The following is a 17,534-nucleotide window of genomic DNA, read 5'->3' on the forward strand; positions in this document are numbered from 1 at the left end:
GGTGAGGTCGTAGCTTCGCCCGCTGGCGGGGGCGGTCAGGCGTCTCGCGATCACCAGTCCGAGCCCTCCGAGCGCCACACCGGCGGCGGCTGCCGCTCCGGCCACCGCCCAAGCAGCTCTCATCGTTGCTGCCCTTTTCTGGCCGTCGCCGGCGCATCAATAGGTGCTGAGTCGGACGAACCGGCTCGGAGCAGGTGACGTTCGGCGCGCTCCACGAGTTCACTGTCCTGGTCCTCGACCTCAAACGCAACCCGCGCGTCGATCATCGCGTCCCGGATCTCGACGACCTGGCGATGGAGAAGCGTCTCGGGCTCGTCGGTGTGGAACGGAACGTGCTTGTTATGACTGATTCCCGGCCGCACCCTCGTTGCTTCGGCCCAGATCGGCCCAAGCTCGTTGATGAACACCCGGGTCCGCCGTTCACGAGCGCGCGCCTGCAGGGCACGGGCGGCAGGCTGGCCGGCGAACCCGAGGCAGAGGAAGAAGATAGTCAGCAGAAATATTGGTCCATACGCGACTGAGATGGCCGCCATCAACTCCAGATTGCTGGCCACATGGGCGAGATCCATAGTGATGACGACGACACTGAGAACGACCCCAAAGATGCTCCCGACGAGCAGGGACGCAGGGGGTGGCAGCTGGACGCCTGTGCTGCTCCGGAGCTGCCGAGCTGCGAGTGCTGCCATAGCGGTCAGGACGATGCCACAGTAGGAAAATTGGATCATCGAGTAGGCGGCGGCCGCTGGTTGCGCACCGAGGTCAAGCATGAAGTTGGTAGTGGTACCGCCACGATCGATGAAAAGAAACGCAACTACCGCGGCAATGAGTGCGGCTACGAGCACGAACCGGCTCAGCACGAGTCGGACAGCCCACGGTTGATACGCGGAGGCCTTCATAACTGCGTGACCGAGGAAAAAGAGGCCGAACATTAACGCAACATCCGCCACGAGAGTCACGGCGTTGACGCCGCCAGCTAGCCCGTCGAGCATCCGATAGACCGGGTCGATATTCAGCGTCATCGCGATCGCGATCGTCAGAGCAGCGTAGGTGATGTTGCGCTCGGCACGCCGCCGCCGCAGCATCAGCAAGCTCCCCACGAGCAGCCACATGAGGACGGAGACTAAAAGAGAAATCATCCGAAGATCTCCAAGTACCGAGAGTGGTGCATTGCCGATCCTCGGATCGCCGCGGCAAAACGATCGGCAAGCGTCTCCGCCATGACTTCCTCGACGGTGTCCAAATCTTGACGTCTGAGTAGCCGTCGCCGGGTATTGGGCGGGATGTCGGGCAGCAGGAAGTCTGGGGCGTCGGGATCGTCACCAAAATCGTGACCGAGGATCATGTGCGCCAGTTCGTGCAGCACGAACTGCTGCCGATGCAGTGCTGACTCGCTGTGCGCGTGAAGCACCAAATCTTCGCCAGGCGTCATGAGCCAAACGGCGCACAAGCCGTCGTGATCGCCGAGGTCTGCGAGTTCAACTATGCGCAGTCGACGCCGCCGACGGTGTTACTGCGCCGATGAGCTGGTCAAAAGTGAAGGCCTCTCCGAGTGAGAGTCCGTCGAATGCCGCCGACGCGCTCACTTCGTTGTTCACTGCCTCGTCACTTCCCTTCCTACGAGTGTGTGGCCCCAGCGTCGTCGGCGTGGTCGCGTTCTGCTGGCGATGTCTGCGCGATTTCCGCATCCAGGAATCTACTGATTGCTTGGAGTGCGTTTGGGGAGATGTCTCCGAGGGTGCGCGCCGCATACGTCTTCACGCGCGCGGCGCGCATGGCACGTACCAAATCGAGTTGAGCGCTCACCTTGTCAGGGGTTTCGACGCCGGCTTCGCCGACGAGGAACTCGGGGTCAACGTCGAAGAACGCGGCGAGGCCCTCGAAGAGTGGACTGTCTTGCACGTAACGGTGGCCGTTCACCATGTATGTCCAACGCGACCGCGACAGGTTCAGATCGCGCTCTTGGAGGAACGCGGCGATCTGGGTGAACGTCGGCTCGGCGCCCGTCTCGGCGACCGCGACATCGAGCAGTAGCCGGAGGCGCTTCGCGAGATCCTCCGCAGCGGTCTTGCTCTCGATTTCGGACATCGGCATAACCCTTCACCCCCGGGCGAATCAGGACGTTTTGACTCACGAATGCTCGGGTCATTGAGAGTGCTCAATTTACTCGTTGAGCATGGTCAATTCAAGGGTTGCGCATGCTCAAATCGGATGGTAAAAAATCATCAACGAGGAATTGAGCATGCTCAATGCCATTCCATCTCGCCGAGCGAATTGGCAAGGCGAGGCGCACCTTTGTGTCAGTCACGCCCGCACGCGTGTGACAGCCACTCGGGAAGGTGATCGATGTGTCAACGAAACCGCACTCGCCAAAAGACGGAGATGCGAAGCTCACCGAGCTTCACGAACGGCTGGTCGCCTCTGTCGAGGCTCTGGTCACGGGAAACGATTGGAAACTCGCGCTCGCGTTCGCCGACCGCTTCCGAACACGGTCTTTCAATAACGCACTCCTGATCTGGGCGCAGCATGCCGCCGCCTACGAACGCGGGTCTGTCCAGAATGCGTTCCCAAGCTACGTCGCCGGATTCAAGCAGTGGCAGGAGCTCGGGCGCCACGTGGTGGCCGGTCAAAAGGGCTACATGATCCTCGCGCCTCTTACCGCGCGGTTCGCAACCGCTTCCCCAGCGGACGCCGGAGCGTGGCGGAGGCTCGACCGCAACGAGCGACCTCGCGCCGGTGAGGTCGTGCGCCAGCGGATGGTCGGCGTGCGGCCAGCCTACGTGTGGGATGTCTCGCAGACCGACGGGTCGCCGATCCCTGAACGTCCCGCCCCGATTCTGCTCCGCGGCGAGGCGCCCAGAGGGTTCTGGGATGGGCTCGCCTTGGTCGTCCAGGACGAGGGCTTCACCCTTCTGACTGTTCCAAATGCCGCCTCGCTTGGCGGGGCGAACGGACGGACAGATTTCGGGGTCCGGACAGTCTCGGTGCGCGCCGATATGGATGCCGCGGCCCGCGTGAAGACACTCGCGCATGAACTTGCACACATCCACATGCACGCACCCGACGACGAAACGCTGTTGCACCGAGGGATCCGCGAGGTCGAAGCCGAGTCAGTCGCACTGATGATCGGCGCGGCACACGGGATGGATACGAGCGACTACACGATCCCGTACGTGTCCTCCTGGGCAAGCTCGGTGGCTGACAAAACGGCAACAGAGGTCGTCCAGGAGACCGGCGAACGCGTGCGTCGGGCGACCGTGGTGATCCTCAACCAACTTCAAACAGACCAGATTGAACCAGGTGATTCTCTGAGGTTCGATCGGTCGAAACCGACCCCAAACCTCACCGCCCCCGTGACGGCCCCACCCGACCTGCCTGCGGGGCGACTTTCCACCCGGAGCCTCTGATGGTCATCACGGAAGTGCTCCTAGCCACGAACCGACTACCTTTGCCGGCCGCCGCGCTCGTATTTGCCGGGGCCGGGATTCCGGTCTTCCCGTGCGGAGTGGACGGCAAGCACCCTCTCACCCCAGCGGGCTTCCACAACGCGAGCTGTGACACCGACCAGGTGCGCGCTTGGTGGGTTCGATGGCCTGGTGCGAACATCGGGATGCCGACCGGCGCCAGTTCGGGCATCGACGTAGTCGACATCGACGTAACGGATGCGGCCTCAGGCTTCGCCGCTTTCGCGCGTGCCAGCGCCGCCGGACTCCTCGAAGGCGAGATAGCCCGGGTGCGCACTCCGTCCCGGGGGATGCACGTCTACTTCCCCGCGCTGGCGGCCCGACCCCAGCGCTGCTGGCAAGCCGCAACCGCGCACATCGACTTCCGTGGAAGCGGCGGTTATGTCGTCGTGCCTCCCTCGACCCTGGCGACGCGAAATGGGCGAGTCAGCTACCGCCTCTACTCGCTGTCCGGTGTGGGCACGAGGCCGGTCGACGCCGTCGCTCTCCGTAGCCTCATCGACCCACGGGCGGCTCAAGCGGCGTCGCGACCGCCCGCAAGCGCGTCGCCCGAGCCGAGCCGACTCGCACAATGGGTGAGCAAACTGCAGGAAGGCGAGCGCAACAGCGGGCTGTTCTGGGCGGCCTGCCGACTGACTGAAGCAGGGTTCGCGCCCGCGGCCGTCGAAGCGGTGTTGGCGCCGGCCGCTCAAACCGCCGGTCTCCCAGAGCACGAGATCACCGCGACGATAAGCTCCGCGAGCCGACGGGCCGCTGCGGGGCCATCCGGAGGCCCAAACGGCATTCCGGGAGCGCACGGCTACGACCGAACATCCCCTGGAAGCAGACGAGGTGACGCGCCTTGCCTGCAGTGAAGAAACATCCGTTAACAGCTGGAGCTGGTTTCAGGAACGCCTCGTCACTCCTGCTATTCAGACAAACGACGTGAGGGAGTGAGAAAGCGATGGATGAAGACAACTTCGAGGAGTCACGACGTGCAGGAAGCGTTGATGCCAGCGGGGAGATGTACCCGCCGCATCCGGTGCCGACCGAGAAGTTGCCGAGCGCAGTGCCGTCTGGCGGCCGCACTTCGGGTGTCCGAACGGGCGTCCAGATGCCGGACAATCCGGCCTCCCGCCCCAGCATCGTCTGGGTCCGCGCCTCGGATCTGCTGAGCACCGGAACCGGGCGTATCGCCGGCCGTGGCATTGATTTCGAGGCCGAGCTCGCGAGGCGGGTGCGGCGGACGCCCACCACCACCCGTCGGGCGATAAGTGAACGCGCCGACCGACTACCTCCCCTCTCCGAATTCGGGACATTGCCCAAGCATCCCCCGTTCTCCCGGTACGGGCTGGGACGGCGGTGACCCATGAACATCCTGTTGGGCACGGCAACACACACCAATCCGAGAGGAGGTGCCGTGGTGAAATGGACCGCACACTGGGATACAGGTTCGAAGACATTCCGCGACTCTGAGGGCCTGCGACGGCTTCTCGCCAGACTCCAAGCAGATGGTGGCGCCAGCTGGCGCACGGACCCGGAGGCTTCCGAACTCATGCAGTTCGCTGCCAAGCGGTACGCGGGCCTGGCACGCAAGCACCATCTGGATCCGTGGGAAGCCGCCGCCGCCGCGTATGACGCGATGCGGGCGCCGTCGACCGTGCGCGCCGACGACCCGTGGGCGATCGTCACCCGAGCAGTGCAAGTGACCTGCATCGCGGAGGAACGCGCCCAGGGGCTCCTATGCTCGGTGCACCAAGCGCGGCGACCCAAAGTCTCGAGCTACCACGACGCCGAACGGTTCAGTGATCGCGAGCACGCCCTGCCGGACTATCACCCCGCCTTCAGCACCAATCCAGTCGAGGAACACATCGACACGCCGCCGCTGGACGAGGTGCAGACAGCGGTTGAGGACGCGATCTTGTTGTTCACCTTGCTCGACTGGCCGTCAGACCGCGCTCGAGATGGCGTTGAGTACATCTGCGGCCGGCTTGCGGATGCACCATCGCGCGCCTCTGCCTACGAGACTCTGCGGCGAGACTACGCAGCCCGAGCGCTCCTCGACGTTCCACAGCAGGCTTGGATGGCGATGATCCGAGCGCTCTTGGGATGCGGCAACCCGCTGCAGGCGCACACCGCGGCCGGCCGAGGCATCCTGCTTCGTTTGCTCATTGGAGAGCCGCTTCGCGCCCTCCTCCGCGATGATGACCTGGTCTCAGACATCGTCGTCAACGCCCCGGGAGTGCGGGTATGACCAGCACACCGGGTCACATCGAGCTGGAGCGGTCGATCGACTCCATCCGAATCGGTTCGCGGCATCGCACCGACCTTGGCGACATCGACGCGCTCGCAGCTTCGATCGAGAAGCAGGGTCTCCTGCAGCCGATCACGGTGACGCCCGACGGCACCCTGGTCTGCGGCGCACGTCGCCTGGCCGCCCTTCGGCAGCTCGGGGTTCGCAAGCTCAACGTCTGGGTGCGTTCCGGCATCTCGGACAGGCTGACCCAGCTGCTCGCGGAGCAGGACGACAACGCGCTCCACGAGGCCCTGAGCCCGACCGACGCGGCCACGTTGTATCGGGAGGTGAAGATGCTTCTGGCCGAGGAGGCGCAGCGCCGACAAGAAGCATCACGATTCGGTGCGGCGCAAGAAAAGTCGAGGTCAGACGGTGCTGCCACGGTGGCAGCACCGTTGACGTCGCTCGATGGCTATGCCCGCGCCCAGGCGGCGCTTCTCGTCACCGGACGACGCTCGTATACGACGCTCGAGAGGATCGGTTTCCTGCAGCAGATCGCGGCCGACGAGAGTCTCGACGAGACGCTCCGCAGTCGTGCCGCCGTCGAGCTTGACTTGATCCATGGTGGAGGCTCGGTCACAGCTTCCCACCGCCGCATGAGGACTCAGCTCGCCGTCTCCGAACTCGAACAGATGGCTACAGATACAACGCAACCCGAGGGCATCCGCCACGCTTCGTCGGTGGGTGCTGCACGGGTACACGCCGCCCAGCAAACAACGACGGAGACCGAGCTCGAGCGGTTGGCTCAAGAAGCGCTAGCCCGAGCCAAGACAGCTACGCGGGCCAAGAACGCCCGATCGGCGAGCTCCCCGAATACGAAGCTGCCCGCCCGTTCGTTCGTCTACCTCTGGAACGACCTGAGCAAGTGGTGGCTGCGCTACGACTACGTCGAGATCGCTTCCGAACTAACCGACAAGCAGTGGGAACAGGTCGAAGAGACCCTCGCCGGCACCATTGCTTTCGCTGAGCGGCTGCGCTCGCTGCGTGACGACTCCGTCAGTGTGGCGCAGGTCTCGGCAACCAGCTCCAGGTGACGGACCTCATCACGCTGACCCTGAGGAGTCTTCCCAATGCAGTTCATTCACCGGCACCGGTTGGTCCTCGCGATCGTAGGCAGCGGCATCGCCCTGGCCGTGCTCGTCGCCATCGGCGTGTACGGGCTGCTCCGCGGACCGGCGAAAGTGAGTCAGCCGGAGCGGCGGGCACCTGAAGCATCCGTATCATCGGCGCCAACCTCACTCCCCGATCAGCCGCAGCCGGTGGTTGTGACCACCAACGCGGAGCTGTTTGCTCGCAGCGTCGCGGCCGCCCTGTTCACGTGGGACACACGCCATGAAGGTGACCTCTCCGAGTGGGTGCAGGTGCTGGTAGACGTCGCCGATTCGGATGAAGCGGCCGCTGTGGCATCGGATGTTCGCGGCTACCTTCCCAGCACCGAGATGTGGGGGCAGCTCAGCGCGTATGGAACTCGGCAGTGGTTCGAGCACGAGTCGGCAGTCGTTCCAGACGCGTGGTCGACCGCGCTGGAGCAGGCGGCATCGGGGCAGATTCCACGGGGTGCCGCGGCGTTCACGGTAGTGGGATCCCGCCATCGAGCGGGCACGTGGGACACCGAGGTCATTCGCACGGAGCGGAAGGTGGCGTTCACGGTCTTCGTCGTGTGCCCGGGTCAGGAGCCGTGCAGGCTTCTTCGGCTCTCCCAACTCGACCGACCCCTGGAGTGAGACCGAGCGATGAAGAAGCTCATCGGGCTCCTCCTTGTCGTTGTGCTCGCCAGCCCGCTGGCCGGCTTGGTCGGCGTGGCAGCGCTTATGAATCCTGCTGCGATCTCGTGCGGATCGGGCTCGGGATCGGGATCGCTCGCCGTGGGCAGCGTCCCCGACTCACTCACCGCCCAGACTCGGGATGGCCGCTCGATCACCCTGAACTCGCGGCAGCTGACCCACGCTGCAACGATCATCGCTATCGGATCGCAGACGGCCGGCGTCGGTCGCGATGGAGTGCTCATCGCAATAATGGCCGCGCTCACGGAGTCGACGCTTCGCATGCTCGCCAACACCGGCGCGTATCCGGAGTCCGCGGACTACCCGAACGACGGGGTCGGCTCCGATCACGATTCCCTGGGCCTTTTCCAGATGCGCCCGGTATCGGGTTGGGGTACGGTCGCCGAGCTCATGGCCCCAGCACACCAGGCACGGGCGTTCTTCGGCGGCCCCTCGGGTCCCAACGCAGGATCACCACGCGGGCTGTTGGACATCGCTGGCTGGCAACTGCTCGACCCGGGCGCGGCCGCTCAAGCCGTCGAAGTCAGCGCCTATCCGGACCGCTACCAAAACTTTCGGCCCGTCGCCGAGTCGATTATCGCCGCGCTGACTCGGGCGCAATCTGCGAGCCCCGCCGGTTCCGGACCGATCGGGCCGAAACTGCGAGCGTCGTGTTCCCGCTACCCGCCGGCTCATATACGAGCACGGACAGCTTCGGATGGCGTACCGACCCTTACAGCGGCGCCCGGGCGTTCCACTCGGGCAGCGACCTCGCGGCGCCTGCGGGCACACCGATCCTCGCTGCGGCCGACGGTGTCGTCAGCTTTGCCGGGCAGCGGGGCACATACGGCGGCCTGATCACCATCGACCACACGATCGACGGCGAGCGCATCACCTCGTACTACGCCCACATGTATGACTCCGGCATCCACGTCGCGACCGGCGACAGCGTGGCCGCAGGCCAACACATCGGCGACGTCGGGTCCGCAGGCAAGTCGACCGGCCCGCACCTTCACCTCGAAATCCGTCCGGGCGGGGCCGGCCAAACTCCCGTAAACGCCGTGGAGTGGCTCAACGAGCACCGCGCTACCGGCCTTGCCGGTGCGGCGGTCGCGACTGCCGGATGCAGACCAGGAAAGGCGCAATGAGATGGATATCTTCCCCGACTTCGGCGCCGTCGGCGGCGCTGCGGAACTGCAGAATATCGTCGGCGCGCTGCTGACATTCGTGCTCATCATGGCGGTGCTCATGATGATCATCAGCGGGGTCACCTGGGCTCTCGCCTCGGCGAACGGCAACTTCCAGACCGCCATCCGCGCGCGGATGGGACTGTGGGTCGCCTGCGGTGCAGCAGCCCTCGCGGGCGGCGGCGTCGCCTGGGTCAACTTCCTGCTCGACGTTGGTTCAACGCTCTGACGACCAACGAACCAGGCTGGGGTTGACGTGCACTCCTCCCTCTTGTAGGCATCAAACGACCGAGGGAGCCCACTGTGATCGATATCAATCCGAACGGCACGGGGCTACCCGGCATCGAGCAGTTGCGCATTATCGTCGGTGCGGTGATGACCGTTGGCCTCATCCTGAGCGTGCTCGCCTTGATCATCTCGGCGATCGTTTGGGGCTTCGGAGCCAACTCCTCCAACCCGCACCTAGCATCCCGCGGCAAGCTCGGCGTGCTCGTGTCGTGCGGCGCCGCGATCATCGCTGGCGCGTCGGTCACGCTGGTCAACTTCTTCTGGAACGTCGGCCAAGCCGTCTGACCCCGATTCCTACGTGAGCGGGGTCCTCCGATGAGCGTGTGCGATGTGCCAGTGATCGCGGAGGTCTGCGACACCGCCGGGGAAGGCGCCGCATCGCTGGTCGCGGCGCCGTTTGATTGGCTCGCGAACGCGATGGGCTCCGCCGCGGCCTGGCTCTTCGAATCCGTCTGGGCCGCCTTCGATACGACCACGCTCGTAGACCTCACCGACCCGGCATACATCGACGTCTACAACGTGCTCTTTGGCGTTGCTGTCTTCGTCACCCTGGTGTTCTTCTGTCTGCAACTCCTCACCGGGCTTGTTCACCGCGACCCAACGGCGCTTTCTCGAGCGGCGATCGGCGCCGCCAAGTCAGTGCTCGGATCGTTCGTGATCATCACCATCACGGGACTGCTCCTCGAGATCACCGATCAGTTGACGATCGGGATCGTTCACGCGAGCGGCAACACGATGGAGGGAATGGGCAACCGCATCGCTCTTCTACCTGCGGGCCTCGCCGCGCTCAACGTCGGCGCCCCCGGAGTTGGAGCGATCGTGACGATCTTCCTATCCGCACTCGCGATCAGCGCCGCGGCGATCGTCTGGTTCTCGCTCCTCATCCGCAAGGCACTGTTGCTGGTGGCGATCGTCTTCGGTCCGATAGCGCTGGCGGGCGCGACCTGGGATGCCGCCAAAGGTTGGTTCACGAAATGGGTTGCGTTCGTGATCGCCCTCATCCTGTCGAAACTCGTGCTCGTCGTGATCTTTCTGGTAGCGGTCGCGCAGGTCGCGGCACCGATCGACGCGGATCTAGCATCCGTCAGCGATCCGATCGCCGGGATCGTATTGATGTTCATCGCCGCATTCGCTCCGTACATCACTTACAAGTTCCTGAGCTTTGTTGGGCTCGATATTCATCACGCCATGTCGACCGAGCAGGAGGCGAAGTCGGCCATGAACCGGCCCGTCCCAGTGCCGAACGCACCGATGGCGGAAGGCGCCAAAAAGATCCTCGGGCCAAGTGGCGACGGCGGGAGTGGGCCGACGGCGCAAGGCGGTCCGGCACCGAACACCGAACCAAACAGCGGAGGACCTGGCCCCACGTCAGCCTCGAGCACGGGCGCATCCGCCAAGGCTGGCACCGCCAGCGAGGGCGCAGGAGCGGGAGTTGGGGTCGCCACCGCGGGTGTCGCGGCGAGCGCGACCGTAGCCACGGCCGCCGCCGAGGCTGGCCCGAAGGTCGGTAGTGCGGTCGGGCAAACGGCAGACGCTCACATGCAGTCCAGCGGTGAGTCGGCCGTACCGAGCGCCTCTCCCCCGGCGCCCAGGCCACCGCGACCAAGGCCGCCAGCGTCTGCACCGGACTCTGCCTCCCCAACACTCTGATCAGCAAAGAAGGACGTGTAGTCATGGACACCGACAAGGACCGCGCCGAGTACCAACTCGCGCCGGTGCAGTTCTCACGTCTGACCAAGCGGGGCATCCTTCTCGGTCTTTCAGTCCCCCAACTGGTTGCCCTTTCAATCGGGACGCTCACCATCGTCACCGCGCTCTACACGGCGGGCGCCGCCGGCGTTGCCTGGACGAGCCCTATTTGGGGCACCGCTATCATGATTGCCAGTATCCCGATAGGCGGCCGAAAGATCGTCGAATGGGTGCCGATCGTCAGTCGATGGGTATGGCGTGCTGCCCATGAGCAGTTGACCTATCGGCGCCAAATCGTGCGCCCGCGTCCGATTGGGACCCTGTCGCTTCCGGGCGACGCGGCCGCGCTACGCGAATGGAATGATCCCGAGTCTGGGGCGGTCATGATTCACGACCCGCATGCGAAGACCCTTACCGCGGTCGTGGCGGTGTCGCACCCGGCATTCGCGTTGCTTGACCCTGGCGAGCAGCATCGGCGCGTGGCGGGGTGGGGGCGGGTGCTGGCCGGTGCGTGCAGGTCGGGGCGGATCTCTCGGCTACAGGTGTCGGAGCGCACCCTGCCTGATTCCGGCACCGGCCTGGCCGAGTGGTGGGAGCGGCACGGCATCAACGATGACAGCTGGGCCGCATCCACTTACCGGGATCTCATCGAACGTGCCGGTCCTGCCGGTGAGCGCCATGCCACGACGATCGCGCTTTCCCTTGATCTCACTGCGGCCTCTCGTCAGATCCGCACGCAGGGCGGTGGGATGCGCGGCGCCGCGACGGTGCTCCGCCAGGAAATGACGGCCCTGACCCAGGCTCTTCGGGCAGCGGACCTCACTGTCGGAGGCTGGTTGACTGCTGACGAGCTCGCGATGACCCTGCGAACTGCTTACGACCCCGCCATCGGCGTCGACCTGGAACGCCATCCCGATATCGGCCGTGCACTCGACACCGCCGGTCCGGTCTCCGTCGCCGAGAGCTGGGATCGTCTTCGCACCGACAGCGCCTTCCACGCAGTGCTCTGGATCAGCGAATGGCCCAGATCACAGGTATACCCCGGCTTCCTGTTGCCCCTGGTCTTCACGAACGGCATCCTTCGAACCGTGTCGCTGCACTACCTGCCCGTCCGCGCGGATCAGGCGGCGCGCGACCTCCGCAAGAAGAAGACCGAGCTGATCAGCGACGCCCACCAGCGCAGGCGTATCGGTCAGATAGAGGATGCCGGCGCGACCGCGGAGTACGAGGACCTGATGCATCAGGAGGCGGACCTCACGGCCGGTCACGGCGTTTTGCGCGCGACTGGTCTCGTTTGCGTGACCGCGCCAACCGTCGACGAGCTCGATGCCGCTGTGGCATCGATCGAGCAAGCTGCCATCCAGAGCTCGTGCGAAACGCGACGGCTCGTTGGCCAGCAGGCACAAGCATTCACCGCCGCAGCACTCCCTCTGTGTCGCAGCGTGTGAGCGGTGCGCACCTGTCCTTCAAAGCATCCCGATTGGAGCCGACATGTTCTACAGAAACCCCAACCCACCAGCCTCCCGATGGATTAGCGTCACGTTCCTGCAGGGAGACGAAGCCGATGAGGTGGTCGGCATGATCGACCGCGACGGGGCCACCGCGGCAATCGAGTATCTGCAGCAATGGGACTACGGCGAGGAGACAACGGACACCGCGCTCGAAAACGGGTACGTCTACGACCGCATCCCGGCTGGATCGACCGACCGGACCATCAAGGACGACGGCTCGGCCTACGCGCTGACGTACAGCACGACGTTCGGTTACGTATCGCTGTTGCGGCGGCATCCGGCCGATTCTGAATCAGAACTCGTCCCGGCGTCCAAGGCGTCAGCCATGCAGACTGGTCGGGCGCATCCGGATGTTGCCGACCCATGGGTGGCCACGCGCGACCGGTCAGCAAGTCCCGCAAGGCACAGGGTGGCATTGTGAATAACGCGGGGGTGAATGAGCGGCTACACACGACGACGCTGGTCGAGCCGCACGGCGAGGTGCACCGCGACCGTCGAGCTCGCCGGCGAGCTGCAGCGAAGATCGAAGCGGATACTCAGAAGGCGAAGCATCTCGAGGCGCGCACGCGATGGCTCGCCGAGCGGGACGAGGCGCGAAGGGGGGCCTACCTTTCCGCCGCTGGTGATTCGGGTTCCGCACAACTGCGGATGCCCGGACGCCTCCGGCTTCCCAAACACCAGGACACCTCCGCGACGCTGTCCGGCCACTACCCATTTCTCGCTGAGGCCGGACTCGGATCGGCCGGCGTCTTCGTCGGGCAGGACCTCTATTCGGGTGGCTCCTTCGTCTACGACCCCTGGGTGCTCTACCAGCGTGGGATGATCACCGCTCCGAACATCGTCCTCGCCGGCATCGTCGGCTCTGGCAAGTCCTCGCTGGCGAAGTCGCTCTACACGCGCTCACTCCCCTTCGGCCGACGCGTCTACATTCCTGGAGACCCGAAGGGCGAGCACACCGCCGTCGCCGAGGCCGTCGGCGGCAAGGCGATCATCCTTGGCCACGGACTACGGAACCGACTGAACCCGCTGGATGAAGGGCACCGGGCAGCATCCGCGTCGGACGCCGAGTGGTCGGCACAGCTTGCCTCACGGCGTCGTGACCTGATCGGAGCACTCGCCGAGACCGTGCTTGATAGAACCCTCAGTCCGCTTGAGCACACGGCAATCGACCTCGCACTGGCGGATACGGTTCGGAGCGCTGAAGTACCGATCTTGCCAATGGTGGTGGATCGCATCCTCGCCCCGAACCCCGAGGACGACGAGGGCCGGCTCGCGGAGGACGGACGCCTGGTCGGCCATGCGCTGCGACGCCTGGTTGCCGGGGACCTCGCCGGCCTCTTCGATGGTCCGTCCACTGTGCGCTTCGACCCCTCCCTGCCGATGGTCTCGCTTGACCTGTCGCGCGTTGCCGAGAACTCCACACTTATCTCCGTGCTGATGACCTGCTCATCTGCATGGATGGAGTCCGCGCTCGCCGACCCGGCCGGCGGCCAGCGGTGGGTCATCTACGACGAGGCCTGGCGGCTCATGGCGTATCCGGCGCTCTTGCGCCGCATGGATGCCCAGTGGCGTCTGGCACGGCACTTCGGTATTGCGAACATGCTCGTCTTCCATAAGCTCAGCGACCTCGACAATGTTGGCGACTCGGGATCCGCGATGCGCGCGCTCGCGTCGTCACTGCTGGCGAACGCGGAGACTCGCATCGTCTACCGCCAGGAACCGGACCAGCTCGGATCAACGGCAAGCGCACTCGGACTCAGCCGAACCGAGCAAAAGTTGCTCCCCACACTGGGCACCGGACAGGGCCTGTGGCGAATCAAGGATCGCAGCTTCGTCGTGCAGCACCAGCTGCACCCCGACGAGTTCGAGACGTTCGACACGACCGCCCGGATGACCTCAGGACAGCAGCCGAGATGAGTGACCCCGAGCACACCTTCCATTCAGAGCGAGGAGGCATTGTGATGGCCGAGAGTATGAGCGAAGAGCGCGAAGCCAGGATGGCCCTCGCAGCCCTGTCTGAGCCAGGCGACATCATCACGGGAACATTGGTCGCGAGGCTCGGAGCCGCGGAGACCGTGCGACTCATCACGTCAGGCGTTCGGCTTCCGAACGGCGTCGACCCCGCTGAGGGTGAGCTGTGGCGACGAAGTTTGGCCCCGCGAATCAACCCCGGTCAGATCGAACGGATCCAGGTCGATATGGAACGCCACAACCTAAGGCTGCTGACGCCAGAGGACATCGACTGGCCCGGCGAACTGCAGCAGCTCAGTACGAGTGCCCCGATCGCGCTCTGGCTCAAGGGCGACCCAAGTCGCCTCTCGGTTCCTCTCCCCGGTCGAGTCGCTATCGTCGGCGCCCGAGCCGCGACGGCCTATGGCAGCCAAGTGGCGACCGAACTCGCCTCCGACCTCGCTTCGCAGGGCCGTGTGATCCTGTCCGGAGGTGCCTACGGCATCGACGGATCAGCACATCGAGCGGCCACCGCAACCCATCCCGGTTCTACGGTCGCCGTGCTCGCCGGAGGGCTCGACCGGGTCTACCCGGTCGGCCACGAGCAACTCTTCGAGCGCATTGAACAGAGCGGCGGACTGCTCGTGATCGAACTTCCACCCGGCTCCACTCCTACTCGATGGCGCTTCCTCCAACGGAACCGGATTCTGGCAACCCTCTCTGCCGCAACGGTCATCGTTGAGGCGGGGCATCGATCCGGCTCGCTGAACGTCGCCGGGCAGGCTCACTCCCTGGGTCGACCGGTCGGCGCCGTTCCTGGACCGGTGACGAGCCCGGCGAGCGCCGGCTGCCATCGGCTGGTCCAGGAGGGAATCGCGAGCCTCGTCATCGACGCGCAGGATGTCACGGACCTGCTGGACTCCACGGCCGGCTTCTCAGGTGACCGGACGTTCGCGTACTCCCCCACGCGACGATTCAGCCGGACTGGTCCGGATCTTCGGTTCTAACCGATCTCCTCGGAACGGAAAGAATCGATGAGCACGCCAAGATCGCAGGCCACGCTCGGCGACGAGCTGACCAACCTCGGCATCGGCATCCTGATCGGTGTGTCCGCGTTTGCCCTACTGCTCCGCGCCTCAGGTGCTGTCGCAGCGTGGGCGACGAGAAGTGCCCAACCAGCCGGCGGGCCCGAAGCCGGACTCGCCGTGCTCATCAACCCAGGCGACCCCTCGGCTGCCCTGCAAGCACCGGGCCTGAACCCGATCGCGTACTGGCTCACGACGATCGTGCTGCTCGGTCTCGCAGCGGCTGCGGCCATCTGGCTGTGGCGGATGTTCAGGGGCACGGGCCGCGCAGCCAAAGTCGACCCGCACCGAATCCCCGGCATCGCAACACGGGCCGAAGTAACCCAAGCCGCATCGCACCAAGCGCTAATGAAGCGAGCGGCGCACCTGCGGCCCTCACTTACGAGGGCCACCCCCAACGAGGTCGGTTATCGAATCGGCCGATCCCACAACACCACGGTTTGGGCGAGCGTCGAGGACTCGATCCTGGTCATCGGCCCGCCGCGCTCGGGAAAAGGGGCGCATATCGTCATCAACGCCATCCTCGACGCCCCTGGCCCCGTCGTGACCACCTCCACACGCCCCGATAACCTCACCACCACGCTGCGCGCACGGCAACGTCTGGGGCCCGTGGCGGTATTCGATCTCCAGCAGCTTGCCCCGGGAATTCCGGTGGGACTCTGCTGGTCGCCGATCCGAGGCTGCGAGGACCCACTCACTGCGATGATCCGCGCGGCGGGGCTGGCGGCTGGAACTGGACTGGCAGCTGGCGGCGTCGATGGCGGCGGGTTTTGGGAGGCCAAGACCCGCACGGCCTTGCAGTCGCTGCTGCACGCTGCAGCGCTCGACCGCTGCACACCCGCCGAGCTGTTTCGTTGGACCCTTGATCCAGCGGCAGCCCACGATGCGGTCTCGATCCTGCTGAGCACCCCAGCCGCGGCCACAGGCTGGGGCGATTCTCTGCAAGCCATGCTTGAGGCCGACCCGCGTACACGCGACTCCATCTGGCAAGGGGTCTCCCTCTCGCTGGGTGCACTGGCTGACCCCCGCGTACTGGATGCCGTCTCACCGAGCGAGGGTGAGGAGTTCGACCCGGAAGGGTTTTTGCGCCACAACGGCACCCTGTACCTTCTGGCAACGGGGGCCGGCTCGAACAACTCCGCCGCACTCGTGTCGGCGCTCGTCGAGGACCTCGTCGAGACCGCCCGCCGCATCGCCGCACGAAGCGCGGGGGCGCGACTCGACCCTCCCCTGCTGCTCGCGCTCGACGAGATCGGCAACCTCGCGCCTCTCCCTTCCCTCCCCACTCTCATGGCGGAGGGTGGCGGCACCGGCATCACAACCATGCCGGTTTTGCAGTCACTCGCGCAGGCACGCACGAAATGGAGCGACAACGCAGCTGGCACAATTTGGGACTCGTCGATCGTGAAGATCGTGCTCGGTGGGGCGTCTAATTCTCGAGACCTGCAGGACCTCTCGACGCTCATCGGCGAGCGTGACGAGTCCACCGACTCGACGACGATTGGCGATCGCGGTTCACGCTCAGCGCAGCGCTCGATCCGCCGCGTTGCGATCATGCCTCCCGATACGATCCGCACCCTCCCGTTCGGAACGGGCCTGATCATGCTCCGCGCTGCACCACCCGTCATCGCGAGTCTGCGTATGTGGACTGCACGCCAAGATGCCAAGGAGCTGCTGAAAGACCGGGCAGACATCGAAGCGTTGATGCGCGCACCGACTCACGACGAGCCTGAGGAGCACCCGGTCAGCTCCACGGAATGAGGCCTGGGTCCCACACTGTCGCGGCCGCATGGGGTTCGCGGCGCACCTCCTAGTGAACGCGGATCACGACGGTCCGCCCAGATCACAGGAGGTTGAGTCCCATGACATTTCACACCCAGCAATCACTGTCCGGCTTCATTGCCTCGGACCCGCAGCAATCGGTGACCGAGAACGGTGAAACCCGCTTCTACGTGCGCGTCGGCCAACCGCACTTCCGTCGCGAAGACAGCGGCAGCTTCACCGTCCTCGAGCCAAGTTTCCACGACCTCGTGGCCTACCGCGCCACCGCAGACCGAGCACTCACACGGTTTGCCAAAGGTGACAGCTTCGTCGCCGAGGGCTACGTGCGCAACTTTCAGTTTGAGCGCGACGGTGAGGTCGTCGATCGCGAAGAGTTCGTCGCAAAGAAGATCGGCCACGACCTCGCACGCACCAACTACGACGTCGACCGAACCCGCCGCTCAGTTGCAGGCACCGAACGGGATGCTCTAGCCGCTCAGAAGGCAGTTCTGCTCGAGGCGGAGCACGCTCGCGCTGGCTCAGCCGTGCTCGGAATGTGAGGAC

19 protein-coding genes are annotated in these 17,534 nt (G+C 65.1%); 16 read left to right on the top strand and 3 right to left on the bottom strand.

Features of this window, described 5'->3' with window-relative positions:
• Positions 1–119: 119 nt before the first annotated feature.
• The 3 genes from E3O28_RS10885 to E3O28_RS10895 all read right to left on the bottom strand — a co-directional run bounded on the left by E3O28_RS10885 (position 120) and on the right by E3O28_RS10895 (position 2,085).
• Positions 120–1,109 carry a DUF6545 domain-containing protein gene (locus E3O28_RS10885; RefSeq protein WP_241973101.1) on the bottom strand — a complete coding sequence of 330 codons (990 nt, stop codon included), beginning with the start codon at positions 1,107–1,109 and terminating at the stop codon, positions 120–122.
• Between the two features lie 23 nt (positions 1,110–1,132).
• Positions 1,133–1,429 carry a hypothetical protein gene (locus E3O28_RS17025; protein ID WP_241973102.1) on the bottom strand — a complete coding sequence of 99 codons (297 nt, stop codon included), beginning with the start codon at positions 1,427–1,429 and terminating at the stop codon, positions 1,133–1,135.
• Between the two features lie 185 nt (positions 1,430–1,614).
• Complete coding sequence (locus E3O28_RS10895) at positions 1,615–2,085, bottom strand: hypothetical protein (protein WP_134415968.1); 471 nt, start codon at positions 2,083–2,085, stop codon at positions 1,615–1,617.
• 260 nt (positions 2,086–2,345) lie between these two features.
• Between E3O28_RS10895 and E3O28_RS10900 the strand changes: the two genes are divergently transcribed.
• The 16 genes from E3O28_RS10900 to E3O28_RS10975 all read left to right on the top strand — a co-directional run bounded on the left by E3O28_RS10900 (position 2,346) and on the right by E3O28_RS10975 (position 17,530).
• Positions 2,346–3,404, top strand: a complete 1,059-nt coding sequence (locus tag E3O28_RS10900; protein ID WP_134415970.1) for an ArdC-like ssDNA-binding domain-containing protein — start codon at positions 2,346–2,348, stop codon at positions 3,402–3,404.
• Positions 3,404–4,315, top strand: a complete 912-nt coding sequence (locus tag E3O28_RS10905; protein WP_134415972.1) for a bifunctional DNA primase/polymerase — start codon at positions 3,404–3,406, stop codon at positions 4,313–4,315. Before E3O28_RS10900 ends, E3O28_RS10905 begins: the two co-directional genes overlap by 1 nt.
• A gap of 89 nt (positions 4,316–4,404) precedes the next feature.
• A complete protein-coding gene (locus E3O28_RS10910) occupies positions 4,405–4,806 on the top strand; it encodes a hypothetical protein (protein WP_134415973.1) in 402 nt (133 codons plus the stop codon).
• Between the two features lie 189 nt (positions 4,807–4,995).
• Positions 4,996–5,694 carry a hypothetical protein gene (locus E3O28_RS10915; RefSeq protein ID WP_347232380.1) on the top strand — a complete coding sequence of 233 codons (699 nt, stop codon included), beginning with the start codon at positions 4,996–4,998 and terminating at the stop codon, positions 5,692–5,694.
• Positions 5,691–6,770, top strand: coding sequence for a ParB/RepB/Spo0J family partition protein (locus tag E3O28_RS10920; protein ID WP_134415977.1), 1,080 nt, complete (start codon positions 5,691–5,693; stop codon positions 6,768–6,770). The genes E3O28_RS10915 and E3O28_RS10920 overlap by 4 nt, the downstream gene beginning before the upstream one ends.
• A 36-nt stretch (positions 6,771–6,806) precedes the next feature.
• Positions 6,807–7,460 (top strand): hypothetical protein, encoded by a 654-nt coding sequence (locus E3O28_RS10925; RefSeq protein WP_134415979.1) that lies wholly within the window; start codon positions 6,807–6,809, stop codon positions 7,458–7,460.
• Between the two features lie 710 nt (positions 7,461–8,170).
• Entirely contained in the window at positions 8,171–8,647 is a 477-nt protein-coding gene (locus tag E3O28_RS17345) for a M23 family metallopeptidase (RefSeq protein WP_347232381.1), read from the top strand.
• Position 8,648: 1 nt separating this feature from the next.
• On the top strand, positions 8,649–8,915 hold the full coding sequence (locus tag E3O28_RS10935; RefSeq protein ID WP_134415981.1) for a DUF6112 family protein: 267 nt from the start codon (positions 8,649–8,651) through the stop codon (positions 8,913–8,915).
• A 74-nt stretch (positions 8,916–8,989) separates the two neighbouring features.
• The gene (locus E3O28_RS10940; RefSeq protein ID WP_134406187.1) at positions 8,990–9,259 is read left to right on the top strand and encodes a DUF6112 family protein; all 270 of its coding nucleotides are present in this window, start codon (positions 8,990–8,992) and stop codon (positions 9,257–9,259) included.
• A gap of 30 nt (positions 9,260–9,289) precedes the next feature.
• A complete protein-coding gene (locus tag E3O28_RS10945; protein WP_134415983.1) occupies positions 9,290–10,624 on the top strand; it encodes a conjugal transfer protein TrbL in 1,335 nt (444 codons plus the stop codon).
• Between the two features lie 23 nt (positions 10,625–10,647).
• Positions 10,648–12,111 carry an SCO6880 family protein gene (locus tag E3O28_RS10950; protein ID WP_134415985.1) on the top strand — a complete coding sequence of 488 codons (1,464 nt, stop codon included), beginning with the start codon at positions 10,648–10,650 and terminating at the stop codon, positions 12,109–12,111.
• Between the two features lie 130 nt (positions 12,112–12,241).
• Complete coding sequence (locus tag E3O28_RS10955) at positions 12,242–12,595, top strand: hypothetical protein (protein ID WP_134415987.1); 354 nt, start codon at positions 12,242–12,244, stop codon at positions 12,593–12,595.
• Positions 12,592–14,091: an ATP-binding protein gene (locus E3O28_RS10960; protein WP_241973103.1), complete on the top strand. Its 1,500-nt coding sequence runs from the start codon at positions 12,592–12,594 to the stop codon at positions 14,089–14,091. Before E3O28_RS10955 ends, E3O28_RS10960 begins: the two co-directional genes overlap by 4 nt.
• Before the next feature lie 44 nt (positions 14,092–14,135).
• Positions 14,136–15,131 (top strand): DNA-processing protein DprA, encoded by a 996-nt coding sequence (dprA, locus tag E3O28_RS10965; protein ID WP_241973104.1) that lies wholly within the window; start codon positions 14,136–14,138, stop codon positions 15,129–15,131.
• A gap of 27 nt (positions 15,132–15,158) precedes the next feature.
• A complete protein-coding gene (locus E3O28_RS10970; RefSeq protein ID WP_134415991.1) occupies positions 15,159–16,970 on the top strand; it encodes a TraM recognition domain-containing protein in 1,812 nt (603 codons plus the stop codon).
• Positions 16,971–17,071: 101 nt separating this feature from the next.
• The gene (locus E3O28_RS10975) at positions 17,072–17,530 is read left to right on the top strand and encodes a single-stranded DNA-binding protein (RefSeq protein WP_134415993.1); all 459 of its coding nucleotides are present in this window, start codon (positions 17,072–17,074) and stop codon (positions 17,528–17,530) included.
• Positions 17,531–17,534 lie beyond the last annotated feature (4 nt).

The sequence above is a fragment of the Cryobacterium sp. TMT2-14 genome (assembly GCF_004402465.1).
GTDB lineage: Bacteria > Actinomycetota > Actinomycetes > Actinomycetales > Microbacteriaceae > Cryobacterium > Cryobacterium sandaracinum.